Annotated in this window: 9 protein-coding genes; 8 read left to right on the top strand and 1 reads right to left on the bottom strand. The window is 35.1% G+C overall.

What is annotated here, in order from left to right:
- The first annotated feature begins 197 nt into the window (after positions 1-197).
- The 8 genes from FFR48_RS17675 to FFR48_RS17640 all read left to right on the top strand — a co-directional run bounded on the left by FFR48_RS17675 (position 198) and on the right by FFR48_RS17640 (position 12017).
- Entirely contained in the window at positions 198-503 is a 306-nt protein-coding gene (locus FFR48_RS17675; protein ID WP_137668275.1) for a CRISPR-associated protein Csx3, read from the top strand.
- A 259-nt stretch (positions 504-762) separates the two neighbouring features.
- Positions 763-2493 (top strand): Cas10/Cmr2 second palm domain-containing protein, encoded by a 1731-nt coding sequence (locus tag FFR48_RS17670; RefSeq protein WP_137668274.1) that lies wholly within the window; start codon positions 763-765, stop codon positions 2491-2493.
- Complete coding sequence (locus FFR48_RS17665) at positions 2486-4999, top strand: RAMP superfamily CRISPR-associated protein (protein WP_137668273.1); 2514 nt, start codon at positions 2486-2488, stop codon at positions 4997-4999. The genes FFR48_RS17670 and FFR48_RS17665 overlap by 8 nt, the downstream gene beginning before the upstream one ends.
- A gap of 7 nt (positions 5000-5006) precedes the next feature.
- Positions 5007-6509: an RAMP superfamily CRISPR-associated protein gene (locus FFR48_RS17660; protein WP_137668272.1), complete on the top strand. Its 1503-nt coding sequence runs from the start codon at positions 5007-5009 to the stop codon at positions 6507-6509.
- Positions 6509-7066, top strand: a complete 558-nt coding sequence (csx19, locus tag FFR48_RS17655) for a type III-D CRISPR-associated protein Csx19 (protein WP_137668271.1) — start codon at positions 6509-6511, stop codon at positions 7064-7066. Before FFR48_RS17660 ends, csx19 begins: the two co-directional genes overlap by 1 nt.
- Complete coding sequence (locus FFR48_RS17650) at positions 7066-9432, top strand: TIGR03986 family type III CRISPR-associated RAMP protein (protein WP_137668270.1); 2367 nt, start codon at positions 7066-7068, stop codon at positions 9430-9432. The genes csx19 and FFR48_RS17650 overlap by 1 nt, the downstream gene beginning before the upstream one ends.
- A 71-nt stretch (positions 9433-9503) precedes the next feature.
- Complete coding sequence (csx2, locus tag FFR48_RS17645; RefSeq protein WP_137668269.1) at positions 9504-10775, top strand: TIGR02221 family CRISPR-associated protein; 1272 nt, start codon at positions 9504-9506, stop codon at positions 10773-10775.
- A gap of 108 nt (positions 10776-10883) precedes the next feature.
- Entirely contained in the window at positions 10884-12017 is a 1134-nt protein-coding gene (locus FFR48_RS17640; RefSeq protein ID WP_137668268.1) for a putative CRISPR-associated protein, read from the top strand.
- 632 nt (positions 12018-12649) lie between these two features.
- Here the strand turns inward: FFR48_RS17640 and bchE are convergent.
- Complete coding sequence (gene bchE / locus FFR48_RS17635; RefSeq protein ID WP_137668267.1) at positions 12650-14374, bottom strand: magnesium-protoporphyrin IX monomethyl ester anaerobic oxidative cyclase; 1725 nt, start codon at positions 14372-14374, stop codon at positions 12650-12652.
- Positions 14375-15105 lie beyond the last annotated feature (731 nt).

The raw sequence follows: 15105 nt of genomic DNA, 5'->3' as shown, positions 1-15105 counted from the left end.
CCGGAAAAAGTGTGCATTTTTTGGGATTTCAAGAGATGGCAAAGAAATTTTCCAATCTCCTCCTGACTCCTGACTCCTGACTCCTGACTCCTATGCCCTCACGGAAAGACTTTCTCAGCAACCCCTACATAAAATTCATTAGAATAGGCTACTTCCACAGTCATGTATGATGTAGTCATTGGTTGGAGATGCAAACCGTGACTACTTACAACATTGAATTACAAGCGGGAATTTTACGGATTAAATTTGGCGAACCTGCCCAAAACGACCAAATAGTAAAAGATGCAGCGGCACGCTTAGAGGAAATGGCGCAGTCGGGAGAATTAGCAGGGGGTCAATTATTGAAAATTAATGGACCTGTATCTATTCCCGTGGCTTTTGTTTTGGCGCATAAGCTGGCACATATTTATGGTGCAATTGGTTTTTATGACCCAAAGCTGGCTAAGTATGTGATTTGTATTACTCACAATCCCGCTTATAAGCTGGGAGATTTGATTGATTAAATACATTACCCAATTGTTACTATATGTAAATACTATGATTTACAGTTTGTATTAATTATTTACAGCCATTGTAATATTCTCAGTTATCATATTGAGTGATAATCATATAAGCTTATAGGTAGAATTTACTGATGACAGCGAGATGAGGATGTTTGGGAATGTTTGATGGAAATGTCTAACTGTGTTGTTGATGTGTGACAGTAATAGCTTTTCTCATTGAAAAATTTTGTATTCATTACAGTATTTAGAGATAATGTATATGTACTTGGTACTCATTGAAACATCTGGAAATCAAAACTACATCTTTTCGACTAACAAGCTCAAGGAAAATATTGGTGCTTCTGAGTTGACATATCGTGCTGGTACAAAATGGGTTTTAGAAGCTGTAGAACAAGTGAGTAAATCTAATCCAGGCTTGAGTCTTTTCAAAAATGGGCAGCAACTCAGAGATAACATTCTAAATGAAAAATTGAATCCACATATTGATACGAATAACAATATTGAAGTTGAAGTAATTGTAGCAACTTCAGGAAAAGCCCTTTTACTAACAAAAGAAAAAGCAACTGCTCAAAAAATTATTCAATATGTTACTCACTTAGCTTTAAAAGAAGCGCCAGGTTTAGATATTTGTGGTGTTATTCATGAATTTGATTGGGATAACGATAGTTTGGGAGAAATCAACCGGAAAATACATCAAAAATTTGCAACAGTTCGTTCTCAAAGACCTGCTCCTGGCTTACGTTTTCTGCGTTTACCAATAATAGATGAATGTTCTACAAGTGGTTTACCTGCTTCTCAAATAGATAGCTCTGAAAGAGAAACTGTAGTTAGGTCTTTAGTTACTTGCAGTAAAAGAGATTCTAGCGAAGAAGGTTTGAAGCGGATTAAAGAATTACTAAGAAAAGAAAAACCTGAAATTAATTTTCCTGATAGCATTCGGCAATTAATTGACTATTTGGAAAACGAAGGAATATGGTTATCTGTTATTCATGCTGATGGTAATGGTTTAGGCGAAATATTTTTAGATTTTGAAAAGCATATAAAAATTGATCATCAAACTTGTGCTGAAGCTAATAGAAACTATGTTGAAAAACTCAGAAAGTTTTCTATTGCATTAGATATTTGTACAGAAAAAGCCTTTATTTCTGCCCTTGATGCTTTTAAAGCTACCGATGAAAAATTAGTCACAATCATACCATTAGTTTTAGGAGGAGATGATTTAACTGTAGTCTGTGATGGTAAAATTGCTATTGAATTTACAAAAAAATTTCTGACAGCTTTTGAAAAAGAAACAAAGAGTCAATCCCAAGAACATTTAGATGGCATCATTCCAGAAATTGCAGAAAAAGCATTAGGTGTTGCTTGTCTTTCTGCTTGTGCGGGTATAGCAATTATTAAACCTAAATTTCCATTTTCAGTTGCTTATGAATTAGCAGAAAAACTGATGCAATCTGCCAAAGAAGTCAAGAAAAAGGTAACTCATTTTCATCTAGAAAAAGAAAAACCCTATCCTTGTTCAGCTTTAGATTTTCATATCCTCTATGATTCTAGTAGTGTTGATTTCAAAAGTATACGTAGCAAGCTAGAAAGCGAAAATAAAAAATTACATAATCGTCCTTATGTAGTTACTTGTGAAGATGATCTCACAAAAGCAAATGGTTCGGAATGGGCTAAATTTCATCAATTTTCTAAGTTAGAAGCAAAAATTAAAGTTCTTGTAGCTAAAGATGAAAATGATGGTGGTAAAAGAAAATTACCTAATAGTCAAATGCACGACCTTAAAGCAGGATTATTTTTAGGAAAAGAAGTTTCTGATGCTCGATATCGCTTAATTAGAGACCGTTATAAGGAACAAGATATTACTACTTTAGCAGGTAGTGAAAATTCTTTATTTGAAAAAGAGCCAGATTCAGGAATATACATTACTGGATTATTAGATGCTATAGACGCAGCCGAATTTTTAAATGTAGAGGAGAAAAATAATGACTAAAAAGAATAAACCAAAACAACCTCAGAAAAATCAATCTCAGAATACAACTAATATCACGGTGAATAAATCTAATACTTCAAGTTCTGAATCGTTAACCATTAAAATCAAACTTATCAGTGATTGGCATATTGGTTCTGGTGCAGGAATACCCGGAGATATTGATAGTTTAGTCCAAAAAGATCAAAATGGACTTCCCTACATTCCAGCTAAAACTCTAACAGGGATTTTGCGAGATGCTTGTGAGTTAGTATCTTTTGGTTTAGATGATGGTGCAGAAAATGGTGTTTGGCAACAGTGGGTAAATTATTTATTTGGTGAACAACCTGCTTTAGCAAAAGAAGCAATAGATAAAGAACCTATTCCTGCGGCTTTATCTATACGTGCAGCATATTTTTCAGATTCTTTAAGAGAAGTTTTAAAGAATAAACCCAGTGTCAAAAATGCTTTAACTTTTGTGAAACCAGGAATTAGTATAGATAGTGAATCTGGTTGTGCTAAAGAAGACTTTTTGAGGTTTGAAGAAGTAGTTAGAGGTGGTGCTGTACTAGAGGCAAAATGTGAATTAAATTTACCAACAAATAAAGAGCAACAAAAGACTGCTCATGCGTTATTAGTTGCTGGTACTAAATTTGTAGAACGTATAGGTGGTAAACGTCGCAGAGGAGCAGGAAAGTGTGAATTACAAATTAAAGGTGAGGACATAAAATCTTATATTGATTGGATTTCAAAACATCATCAACCACAAGCACCATCAATTGATAATTTATCAGAAAAAGAAGATACAAAAAATACAGGATATGTAAACGAGCTTGTAAATGAAGAATGGGTAGAAATTAACTTAGTAATTACTACAAAATCTCCTCTGATTATTTCTAAACGCACTGCTGGTAACGTAGTTGAGACACTTGATTATATTCCTGGTACTTATTTACTAAGAATAATTGTCAAAAAATTAAGTGGTTTAGGTGTAGATTTAGGTAGTGCGATCGCTCATGGTGATATCATAGTTACTAACGCTACATTAGAAGTGAATGGACAGCAAGGAAAACCTGTTCCCCTAGCACTTTTTCATGAAAAGTTAGCAGGTGGATTAGATAAAGGAGGGAAGGTTTATAACCGCTTTCGCGAAGATGAACCAGAAGGACAATTAAAAGGTTATCGTGCAGGGTATATTGATTCTACAGACGGAACAATTTTACCTAAGCATGAAACAATAAAAACGACTGTGAGGACTCATAATACTGTTGACGATAAAGTTCAAAGTCCTACCAGAGATTCAGGAGGAGGTATTTATAGTTATGAAGCTATTCAACCAGGAACTAAGTTACAAGCTAAATTGAAGCTGAGAAAATTTATAGCAGATGTCCTAGATAAAAATGATAAAAATAGCAAAAATTGGCGTGATTCTTTAAAAGGAGACTATCGCATTGGACAATCAAAAAAAGATGATTATGGTGATATAAGTTTAGAAGTTTTAACTAATCAAGAATCTAAACATCAAAAACCAGCAATTACTAATAATGATTTAACTGTAACTGTATGGTTACTTTCTGATGTATTACTCAGAGACGAAAGATTACGACCAACAACTGATATTAATTGTCTCAAAAAAGAGTTAGAAACACACTTAAAAGTGAAACTCGCCTTTAAGTTTTGTGAAGACAAATCTTCTGAAGATAAAAAACTATCATTCATAGCGAGAACAAATCGCATAGATTCTTGGCAAGTTCGCTGGGGATTACCTCGACCTTCATTAGTAGGACTAGCAGCAGGAACTTGCGTTGTTTTTGAAATAACAGAAGGAACACTTGAGCAGAAATTATTAACTCAAATTCAATCAAGAGGTATAGGTGAACGTAGAGCAGAAGGTTATGGACAAATTGCTTTAAATGATCCAATCTTAACCAACCCAATGCCAAAGCCAGAATCAAAACCAGAACCAAAAGATAAACAGCAAGATAATAATTTCAATCATTATCTTGAAGATGATCGAGATATTGACCAAGATATTATTAACTATGCTCGTATTCTTGAAACAGCCGCATGGAGAAAAATTATTCATCGAGTATCCTTACTTTTAGCATCTAAATATCGCTCTAAAATTTTAGACATCAAAATTGAAAACGGAGAAAGTAAACCTCCAATGAGCCAGTTAGGAAGTTTACGTTCAGTTGTAAACCGCATTGAATCCTCAGAAGATGAAAGTATAAGCAGATGGATTCAACATTTACAACAAACAAAAAATCGTTGTGATAAATGGCCAAGCGGTAGTTTAGAGAAACTTAATCAATTAATCATCAGTCCTACAGAAATTTGGCAACATTTATTATCAGGATTAACCGAGTTAGGACATACAGAAGGATTTGCTGAATTTACCCTAACTAAAACAGGAGAGGAAAGACTAAAACAAGAATTGTGGTCAGAAGCGGTACAAATTTTAATAGATGCTTGTACCCGCGCTCATAAACGTGAGCTTGAAAACCAACAGAATCAAAAAGTAGGGTAAAAATTACATGGCACGTAAAATATCATCTCGGATTAAAGTTAGTGGTCAATTGATTGCCCAAACCCCTATTCATGTAGGTGGAACTGGTGGTAATCCTCAAATAGATTTGCCTTTAGCTGTTAATGGTCAAGGTAAATATTATATTCCTGGAACAAGTTTAGCAGGAGCTTTTCGTAGTTGGATAGAAGATTCTCAGAAAGCAAATAATCTATGGGGTTATCAGCAAGAAAAAAATGCTGAGGGTCACGCTAGTTTTATTGTTGTGGAAGATGCACCTATTCAGGGTGTAAACGCTGAAATTAGAGATGGTGTAGGCATTCATCGAGGATGGGGTACAGCCGCAGAAAAAGCAAAATATGATCGTGCAATACTGCCTAAAGGTTGTAAAATACCGTTAAATATGACCTTAGAATTACCTTTTCAGTCTTCAGAAGAAGCAACAGAATACAAGAATAGCTTTGCCTATTTAATTAAATCTTTAGAAAAAGGAGAGATTCGTTTAGGTGCAGCCAAAACAAGAGGATTAGGAAAAGTAAAATTATTTAATTTAAGTATCAGTGAATCTAACTTGAGTCAACGTGACGGTATATTAAAAGCTTTGCAGGGTAAGGATGAAACAATTAATTCAGCTATCTTTTTACAAAGCAATATCATTTCTTATCAGAGAGAAAAATTGACATTTGAAATTAATTGGCAACCACAAAGTCCATTAATGGTTAAAGCAGAAGGTAATGGTATTGCTGTTGATATTCTTCCCTTAGTTAGTGCGATTGATAGTAGTCTAACATTCGTTTTACCAGGTAGTTCAATTAAAGGTGCTTTGCGGTTTCAAGCAGAACGCATTATTAGAACTGTTTGTTCATACCTAATTAACAGAAATGCAGATTTTATGGAACAAATTGAAGTTCCGTTAGTTAATGAATTATTTGGTACAAGAGCAAAAGCTAATCAACAAACAGTAAAAAATATTGGTTCACTTTTTATTGATGATTGCTATGCTAATAAAATTATCACTGCATCAGATTGGGCAAATATAGAAGCTGCCACTAATGAAACAACTCTGAAAGAATCACTAAATCATGCTCATCTCCAAAATGTTCAACAGGCTTTTCATGTAGCAGTAGATAGATGGACTGGAGGTGCTGCTGATGGTATGTTGTACAGCAATTTAGAATTGATGAAAATAAACTGGAAACCTATATATCTAACTTTGGATATAACTCGTATTCCTAAAGAAAAACTGTTTGCTATTATTTCTCTTTTGTTGTTATGTTTACGTGATTTAGCAGATGGTCGGATTCCTCTAGGATATGGAACAAATAGAGGTATGGGTTCAATTAAAGTCAACAACATTGTGACTAAAGGAGAAAATATGTCACCTGATTTAGAAAAATTTACAAACGTAACTTTAGAAAATGGTAGTTTAACAAATTTAGATTTTGAACTTTTACAAACTTTAAATAATGCTTGGAAAAATTGGATTAATCAACAACATCAGGGAGATAATTAATGGTAACTTTATACGGAAGATGTACACAAAAAAATATTACTTTAAACTCAGCTTTAGAAAAATGTGCATCAGCACTTTCTAACGCAGTGGCAATTATTTACTCTCCTACTATCTGTCAATTTGCTAAAGTTCAGGAAAATGGACATTTGACAAATGTAAATAATCAAATTTTATCCCTTGATAAAGTTTTTGAATTACGAGCATTTAACAAAAGTTGTGAATTACGTTGGTTAAACGAGTTAAACGGTGAAGGTAAAGCAGTTTTAATTTCTGAACAAAAGATTTCAGGTTATTTAGATGATGATATTTCTGAAATAGCTGCATTGGATAAAATTTACCAACAGTATATTTTATGGGGTGAAGGGATTGAAAATAAATCAAATTTAGGATGGGGAAAACTAGCTACTGCTCGTATTGGTTCTATAGATGTTCCAGTACAAGGATTAACTGCTAATCAAAGAGTTTGTTTGAATGCTGTTGAATATCTACAAGTAACTGATGACAATGGCAATGTTTCAGTAGTGGAAGAAAGATTAACAGGATTAGAGGCAAAATAATGTTAACAGGAAAATTAATTGTTTCTAAAAATGGAAAAATTCAGTTGCAATTTACTAATAGTAAAGGTGCATTTAGTAGTTGTATAGTAACTGATGCTGCACTATCAGCAGATTTATTACAAACCAAGAAAACAGAAATTGCAAAACTCAATGGTTTAGAAGTCGAACTAGAAGAAATTAGTGGACAACCAAAACAGATCCGCGAAAAAGGTAAGGTTTTTGCATCTGGTCAACCTACTATTTCTACACCAAAAAAAGAAATGACAACACCAGCACAAGCAACTCGTTCATCTCATAGTTCACCTAGAAACAATAGACCTCCAGGAGACTTTCATAACCCCTATAATTTTGTTCCTGCACCACCTAGAAACACTGAGAAGGTACAAAAGAGTGAATTAGGCGATCGCACTCCTTGTTTTCATGGTTCTTATCTCGATAATTATTGGAGTGGTAAAATTTGCGTCACGTTAACAACTGTGACACCTTTACTAATTCCTGATGCTGCAAATCTCACAGAAGATGGTAAGGGACATAAAACTTATCCAATTCGAGTAGATGCTGATGGTAAACCATATTTACCACCAACTTCAATTAAAGGAATGTTGCGATCGGCTTATGAAGCAGTAACTAATTCTCGCTTATCAATCTTTGTTAAACATGAAGACCGTTTAGCTTTTAGGATGTCTACCAAAAATGATCTTATTCCTGCTAGAGTTGAGTGCAGAAATAATCAATTAGTTTTAAGACTAATGGAAGCACCGGAATTATTAGGAGATACAGCCAGATTACTCCGATATCAAAAAAGTAGTAATTCACGAGATAAAGGAGAGAGTAGAGAAGCAATTAGATATGATAATTCAAATGAACTACCTGAACATGGTGATGCGGTTTGGGTAAGAATAAATAAAGGATTAGTAACCAGGATTAGAAAATGGGATGCTGCAACTTATCCTGGTGATGGGGAATGGTTCAAAGGATGGGTATTAGTAACAGGTGCAAATATTAATGGTAAAAAATACGAGCGAGTTTTTATCGAGAAAAATGACAATAAAATAATAACTATCACTGATGAAATTAAATCTTTGTGGCGAGAACTGATCAACAATTATCAAGAAACTCATACCAAAGACTTAGAAGATCGGCGTAAAAATAGCCAAACACCACAAGATTATCTTGGTCATAAACCAGGGAAAACAGGATGGTCACGTCATATCTATGAAGGTACTGAAGTAGAATTAAAAGAAGGTAGTTTATGTTATGTAGAACTGAAAAATAATAAAGTTACAGATTTATTTCCCGTATCTATTTCTCGACAATTATATAATGTATCTCCTGACAGTCTACTAGATAGCAATCTCAAACCTGCAACAGAAATTAATTTTCTTTCTCCAGTAGATAGAGTATTTGGTTGGGTAAATCAAAATGGTAATGGTTCTTATAAAGGCAACTTACGAATTAATTCAGTAGAATGTAATTCAGATGATCCTATAGAATCATTTGGAGATAATGGTTTTCCTCTCGCTATTCTGGGAGAACCTAAACCACAACAAGCAAGATTTTACATTGCTAAAGATAAAGAAGGAACACCTCTGGATAAAGGAATTGCAAAAGAAAAAACTTATCAAAGTGATAATGGTTTAAGAGGACGGAAAGTTTATCCTCACCATAATAATTTACCTGCCCAACACTGGAACAACCCGACTGAAGATAGAACACAAATAGAACAAGGAGGACATTTCCAAGAATATCGTAGACCCAAAAACAATAATGTAGAACAAATAGATGATCAAAATCGTTCTATTAAAGCTTGGGTAAAACCTAATACTACCTTTAGTTTTAATATTGATGTGACTAACCTTTCAAAGGTTGAACTTGGCGCACTGCTTTGGTTATTGTCTCTTCCTGAAAATCATTATCATCGTTTAGGAGGTGGAAAACCGTTAGGTTTTGGAAGTATAAAGTTAAGTATTAATTGGGATAAAACAGACCTGCGTCAAGGAGGAAGTTGGCGCGATTTTTATTCTTCTTTAATTTCAATTCCTAATTCATCACCAAGGGAAGCAGAAATAACAATACAAGCCTTTAAAAATGCCGTAACTGAAGTTTATAGTAATGGTAAATCTTTTGAAGAAGTGCGTTTTATTAAGTCATTTTGTTGTGGATGTCAAGGTTTTAATGATAACAAACCTGTGCATTATCCTAGAAAACGTCTACAACCAGGACAAAACCCTGTACCTCCTCATCCAGAAGGTAAGGCGTTTGAATGGTTTGTTGAAAATGAACGTACAGGAAACCCAGGTGGTCTGAAAGTTTCGCTTCTTGCACTTTGGGATGAAACAGGTTTACCTTACTTTGATCCCAGATAAAGTTATTCTGGCAATATCTTGTAATACTACACACAGATTAGTTTTTCAATTACGTAGGAGCATAAAATAAAATGAAAGCCATCTCGTTTTTAGGATTTAATCCAAATAAAGGATACGACAAAACTATCTACATTAGCCCAGATGGTTCTGAGGAATGTGAAACAGAGTTTTTTCAAGAAGCAATGGTCAAATTTTACAAACCGAAAGTTCTGTATGTACTCTTAACAAAGACTGCTGAAAAAGGTATTCCTAAAGATAGAACTGAGTCTAACTGGGATGCTTTACAAAAACGACTCGCTGGTAAAGTAGAATTACACCCTATTAAGAATGTACCTGAAAGCAGTAGTCCTGAAGAATTATGGAAGATTTTTGCTTTGCTAACTAAATATCTTCAAGATAATGATGAAGTTTTGTTTGATATCACTTATGGATTTAGATTCTTACCAATAGTAGCTTTGATAGCAGTTAGCTACCTTCGAGTTGTTAGACAAGTAAAAATAAATGGCTTAATTTATGGTGCGCGAGACGCTCAAAATGAAGAAACAAATCAAACACCTATTTTTGACTTATTGCCAATTGTAAGTTTATTAGAATGGACGACAGCAACAGACCAATTTCTCAAAACAGGTAATGGTCAAGCATTAGCAGAGTTGTTACATAACGGAGATCCTGCCACCGAAGAATTAGCCAATAATATTGATAACATAGCGCAGGGTTTACAACTACTTCGACCAATGGATGTAATGCAGGAAGCCGCCTTATTACCAGAAAAGATTACAGCAGCAGCATCAAGCATTTCCGAATCATTACCACCATTTACAACTCTACTAAGACGAGTCGAAAATGATTATGGTAATTTTGGTTTAAAAAATCCAACAGAGTATACAATTAGCCCTCAAGCTGCTCTTATAAGACAGTTGAGAATGGTGGAATGGTACGCAGAAAAAGGGCAAATAGTTCAAGCTTTGTCTATGGCTAGAGAATGGCTACCTTCTCTATTATGTTATCACTTTAATATAGATCCGCAGGTTGAAATAAGCAATAGGCCTGAAATGGAATTATTATTAAGTGGAGGAGCAGGACAAAAAGATGCACAAGGTAATAGATACATTTCACCATATTTAGAACAGTATAGAGCAACTGTTTCACAAGAAAAAATAACGCAATTATCTAACGTATGGTCAAATACTTATAAACTCGCAAAATTGCGTAATGATGTACTTCATGCAGGTTTTCGTAAGAATCCTCAAAGTGCAGAATATATTATTGAACAAACGAAGCAGATAGTTGAAGAACTTCGCAAAATTGCACAGGTTTGGGAATTGAAAGACGAATCAGAATAAGTATCTGATGAAAAATAATGTAGAGACGCTCCATGGAACGTCTCTACTAGAAAATCTATATTTAATCAGTCAAAAAATTCAACCAAATAATCATCAACAGGTTTTAAAATGGTGAAAACAATTATCTGTTCTGTAGGAACAAGTGCTGCAAAATCTTTAGGAGTTCACCCAAGAGAATTAATTAATTGGGTTAAAAAACAAAAAAGCGTAGAAGATGCTGCTGAACAAGTATTTTCTACCTTCCGTGAAATTCTCCCTGAAGGAGAAAACTTAAAGAATGATTTATCAGCCGAAATTCATTCCCTGGTGAGAATTGGTATTACCAGTGAAGACAGAGTAATCTTGCTTGCTTCAAGTACAGATGATGGGTATTGCTGCGCTCTTGCAGTTGAAAAATATCTCAAGCATCATTGGAATGGCATAGATGCAAAAGCAGAACAAATTCCAGGACTTCAAGTGGTAGATGCTGAACTTTTCAGAAGAGAAGGTGTTGTTAACTTTGTCAAACGTATTCTCAAAGAAGTTGATAGTTATGATGCTAGTAATATTATCCTCAATCCCACTGGAGGATATAAAGCTTTAGTTCCTTACACAGTATTGTTAGGTATGGTAAAAGGAATGAAATGTGACTATATTTTTGAACAGTCAACTACATTACTGGAATTACCACCACTTCCTGTAGAATTTAAGCGATCGCAATTTGAAATCTATAAAGATTTATTTGAAAAAATAGAGCGTGAGACAGAAATATCTAAAGCAGAATGGGAACAAAGAGTTCATTATACAGAAAGACAACTTTTAGAACCTCTAGTTGAGTTTTCTAATAATCAAGTAACTATTTCTGCTGTAGGTTTTTTGTTTCTTGAAGAAATGCGTAAACCTTCAGTCTTAGTTCCTTTTCTATCACAAAAAGCTATCAGAGATTGTTTTGATAATCTAGCACAATTAGATGACTGTGATCCATTTCGGTTTTTATTGCGGGCTGCTGCTTCTAAAGATGCTTTTTCTCAATATGAACATATTAACCTTGGAAATGGATTACGTTGGCTCAAACCTGGTAGAACAACAGATCGCTATTTAGTCTCTGTGGAAGGTTGGCGTTTATTAGTATGGAGAGCAATTCGTGAAGATCAGGAAGGTTCTGACTACGCAAGTAAAGTTAAAGTTAATCCTGATAGTGAGCGTAGGACATATTCTCCTTTTATGCGTGTAGATTCTGACAGCTATTACGAGTTCAAATAAAAAGAAATAGCGATCGCACCCCTCCATCCTACCCAAACAGCCATAGCATTAAAGTAAATTTTTCGTAAGGGTTTAGCACTGCTAAACCCCTACCCATGTATTTGTATCATCATTTTTTTCAAAAACTCAAAAATATTTAGTTTACTTTAGTTAAGGATTTTTGTAGGTTGGGTTGAACAAGGTGAAACCCAACAAATGTCCGTAAATGTTGGGTTTCCTAACGTCAACCCAACCTACCCAGTTTCTTAGTTTTGAGCTTACAGCTATTTTTAGGTAAATAAACCACATTTTGATTTAGGTTTTCCGTCAACAATGTAGGGGCGAAGCATTCGGACAATTAATTATCGGTTTTTACCTAAGACTATCATCCGAATGCTTCGCCCTTACTAGTTTTGAGCTTACAGCTATTTTCAGGTAAATAAACCACATTTTGATTTAGGTTTCCCGTCAACAATGTAGGGGCGTTCGCGAAGCGTGCTGGAAGCATCAGCATTCGGACAATTAATTATCGGTTTTTACCTAAGACTATCATCCGAATGCTTCGCCCTGACTGTGGTCTAAAGACATGAAAACCGCTGTAACCGAAAAGTATTGTATCCCGACTGGGAATCATAGCGAAGCGTGGCGTTAACCTACTCAGACTCTACAAACTCTGGCAGATCATTAGGAGCGCCACAAGCAGAAATATTACTGGAAAATTTCACTTCTGACTCTACAAACTCTGGCAGATCATTAGGAGCGCCACAAGGAGAAATATTTGTTAACTTCACCTCAGACTCTACAAACTCTGGCAGATCATTAGGAGCGCCACAAGCAGAAATATTACCCGTAAAATTAACATCCGCCATTAATTCTGGATGTTCCTGTTTACGCTGTGCAATTTGTTCACGGGTGAGAATCTTCGACTCATCAAAACCTAACTCAATTTCTGTGTTTAACCCCTTATACTTCACCCGTGTTAAATTATAAAATCTCTTGTTGAGAGTGGTTGTCACAAAAGCTTTCAAACAACCTAATAGATACTTACGTTTAAAAGCATCTTTCTCAAACCAATACTCAAAACTTTTGCGGAGGTAAAACCGGGCATAATTTCGCAGCACTCCTTTTAATACATCTTCCCTTTCCATTGCATCGGGTTTCATGATCGGAGTAACAAAATTATATTGAGAATAATCCCTAACTTCAACGCGATCGCCCAAATCTTGAAATAACTCAGAAAATGGCCAAGGAGTAAACATATTCCAGTTTACCATGTCCGCTTTCCAATCCAAAGCCATTCTATAGGTTTCCTCAATTGTTTCAGGGGTTTCATTTTCCAACCCCATGATAAATTGAGCTTCCGCCAGCATACCATTTTGTTTTAACAATTGAATTGCCCGTTTATTTTGTTCAATTGTGGTTTCTTTACGGAACAAATTCAATTTTAATTGTGCTGCTGCTTCTGTTCCCAAGGAAACATGAACTAACCCAGCTTTGCGGTACAATGGTAAATCATGTTCATCCCGCAATATATCCGTCACTCTGGTATTTATTCCCCAATGCACACCCAAATTTCTTTCTATCAACTCGTTACACAAAGCGATAAATTTGGGTTTATTAATAGTTGGTTCTTCATCTGCTAAAATGAAAAATCCCACCTTATGTTTTTTCACCAAAATTTCAATTTGATCAACAAATTGTTTCGGACTGCTAGAACGATATTTGCGCCAAAATGCCCACTGGGAACAAAAACGACAGGTGAAAGGACAACCTCTAGCATAGTTGGGAACAGCTACCCGCACATTTAGCGGAGTATAGATATATTTACTCCAATCTAATAAATCCCAATCTGGGGTGAGAGTATCTAAATCAGCAATCGGCGGATGGGCTGGTGTAGCGACAACTTGCCCATTTTCTAAGAAAGCAATACCTAAGATATTACGACGTTCTGCTTCATCTTTTCCGCGAGCGATCGCACTGATTAAGTTAACAGTAATTTCTTCCCCTTCACCCCGAATAATATAATCTACCCAAGGAGCTTCATTGAGAACTTCACTGTACATATAGGTAGGATGAATCCCACCCATAATAGTTGTAGCTTCAGGGCAAACTTGTTTAACAATTTCTAGGGTTTTTTGCGATTGATAAATCATCGGTGTAATTGCTGTCGCCAAAACAATATCTGGCTGATGCTTTTTGATAATTTCTGCTAAGGCATCATCAGCAATATAATCAGTCATAGCATCAACAAAACGAATGTCGGTAAAGCCAGCAGTTTTCAACGCCCCACCCACATAGGGAACCCAACTAGGTGGCCAATTTCCCGCAATTTCCGCACCACCAGAATGATAATTGGGTTGAATCATCAGAATCCGCATAATCTAACTCCTAACTCTTACCAGAAAAGTCAACGATGGAAAATATCCCACTTTTAACTATGTTGCTTCTTCTAGAAAATTTAAAAAGGAGAAAAATTTCTGGATAAATTATTACTAATTGATGTAAATTACATAAGCAAAAAAAATGGTTCTTCAGTACATAGTATGCAAAATCAATCTCAAAAAACTGCGGAAGGCTTAATATACATAAGACATAAGTTACAAATATTGGATATTTTTACAAAAATTGCCTCTTTACCCTGTTAAGAGTTCCCTGTTAAGAGTTCCCTCTTTCAGACTGGTAATTTAGCATAACAAGTACGGTAGAACCAAAAAAATTACCAGTTAAATTACTACACACAAGTTGTAATTGCTCGATTTTTATCTTGTAAATTACTGGTTAAATTAATTTACTTCTATTACTTTATAGCTATGCAGCCTTAACTTTAAAAAAGTTCTGAAAAACTTAATCTTTGGGCTTTAATTATCTTTGTAATATCTGTTTCAATACTTGTCGGTTAAGCACAAAAAAATAAAATCGCGTAGGTTGGGTTGAGGAACGAAACCCAACATTGACAAGGGTTTGTTAGGTTTCACTTTGTTCAACCCAACCTTGTATCTTAGAGGTATGTTAGAGGAAGTGGTAGACCGTCCCAACCTTGGTCAGAAAAGACCGCTTCGTAGCAAGGATCACCACAACAATCTCCATGACAGAACTCGAACAGTCGCCT

The sequence above is a fragment of the Sphaerospermopsis reniformis genome (genome assembly GCF_005402885.1).
In the GTDB taxonomy this organism is placed as follows: Bacteria; Cyanobacteriota; Cyanobacteriia; order Cyanobacteriales; family Nostocaceae; genus Sphaerospermopsis; species Sphaerospermopsis kisseleviana.
The sequence above is the reverse complement of the archived record's forward strand: the minus strand, read 5'-3'. Positions and strand labels throughout refer to the sequence as shown.

Excerpts from the sequence above, each read along its gene's own strand:
- bchE (WP_137668267.1), bottom strand. The coding sequence starts at position 14,374 with ATGCGGATTCTGATGATTCAACCCAATTATCATTCTGGTGGTGCGGAA.
- FFR48_RS17650 (WP_137668270.1), top strand. The coding sequence starts at position 7,066 with ATGTTAACAGGAAAATTAATTGTTTCTAAAAATGGAAAAATTCAGTTG.
- FFR48_RS17660 (WP_137668272.1), top strand. The coding sequence starts at position 5,007 with ATGGCACGTAAAATATCATCTCGGATTAAAGTTAGTGGTCAATTGATT.
- csx2 (WP_137668269.1), top strand. The coding sequence starts at position 9,504 with ATGAAAGCCATCTCGTTTTTAGGATTTAATCCAAATAAAGGATACGAC.
- FFR48_RS17640 (WP_137668268.1), top strand. The coding sequence starts at position 10,884 with ATGGTGAAAACAATTATCTGTTCTGTAGGAACAAGTGCTGCAAAATCT.
- FFR48_RS17670 (WP_137668274.1), top strand. The coding sequence starts at position 763 with ATGTACTTGGTACTCATTGAAACATCTGGAAATCAAAACTACATCTTT.
- csx19 (WP_137668271.1), top strand. The coding sequence starts at position 6,509 with ATGGTAACTTTATACGGAAGATGTACACAAAAAAATATTACTTTAAAC.
- FFR48_RS17665 (WP_137668273.1), top strand. The coding sequence starts at position 2,486 with ATGACTAAAAAGAATAAACCAAAACAACCTCAGAAAAATCAATCTCAG.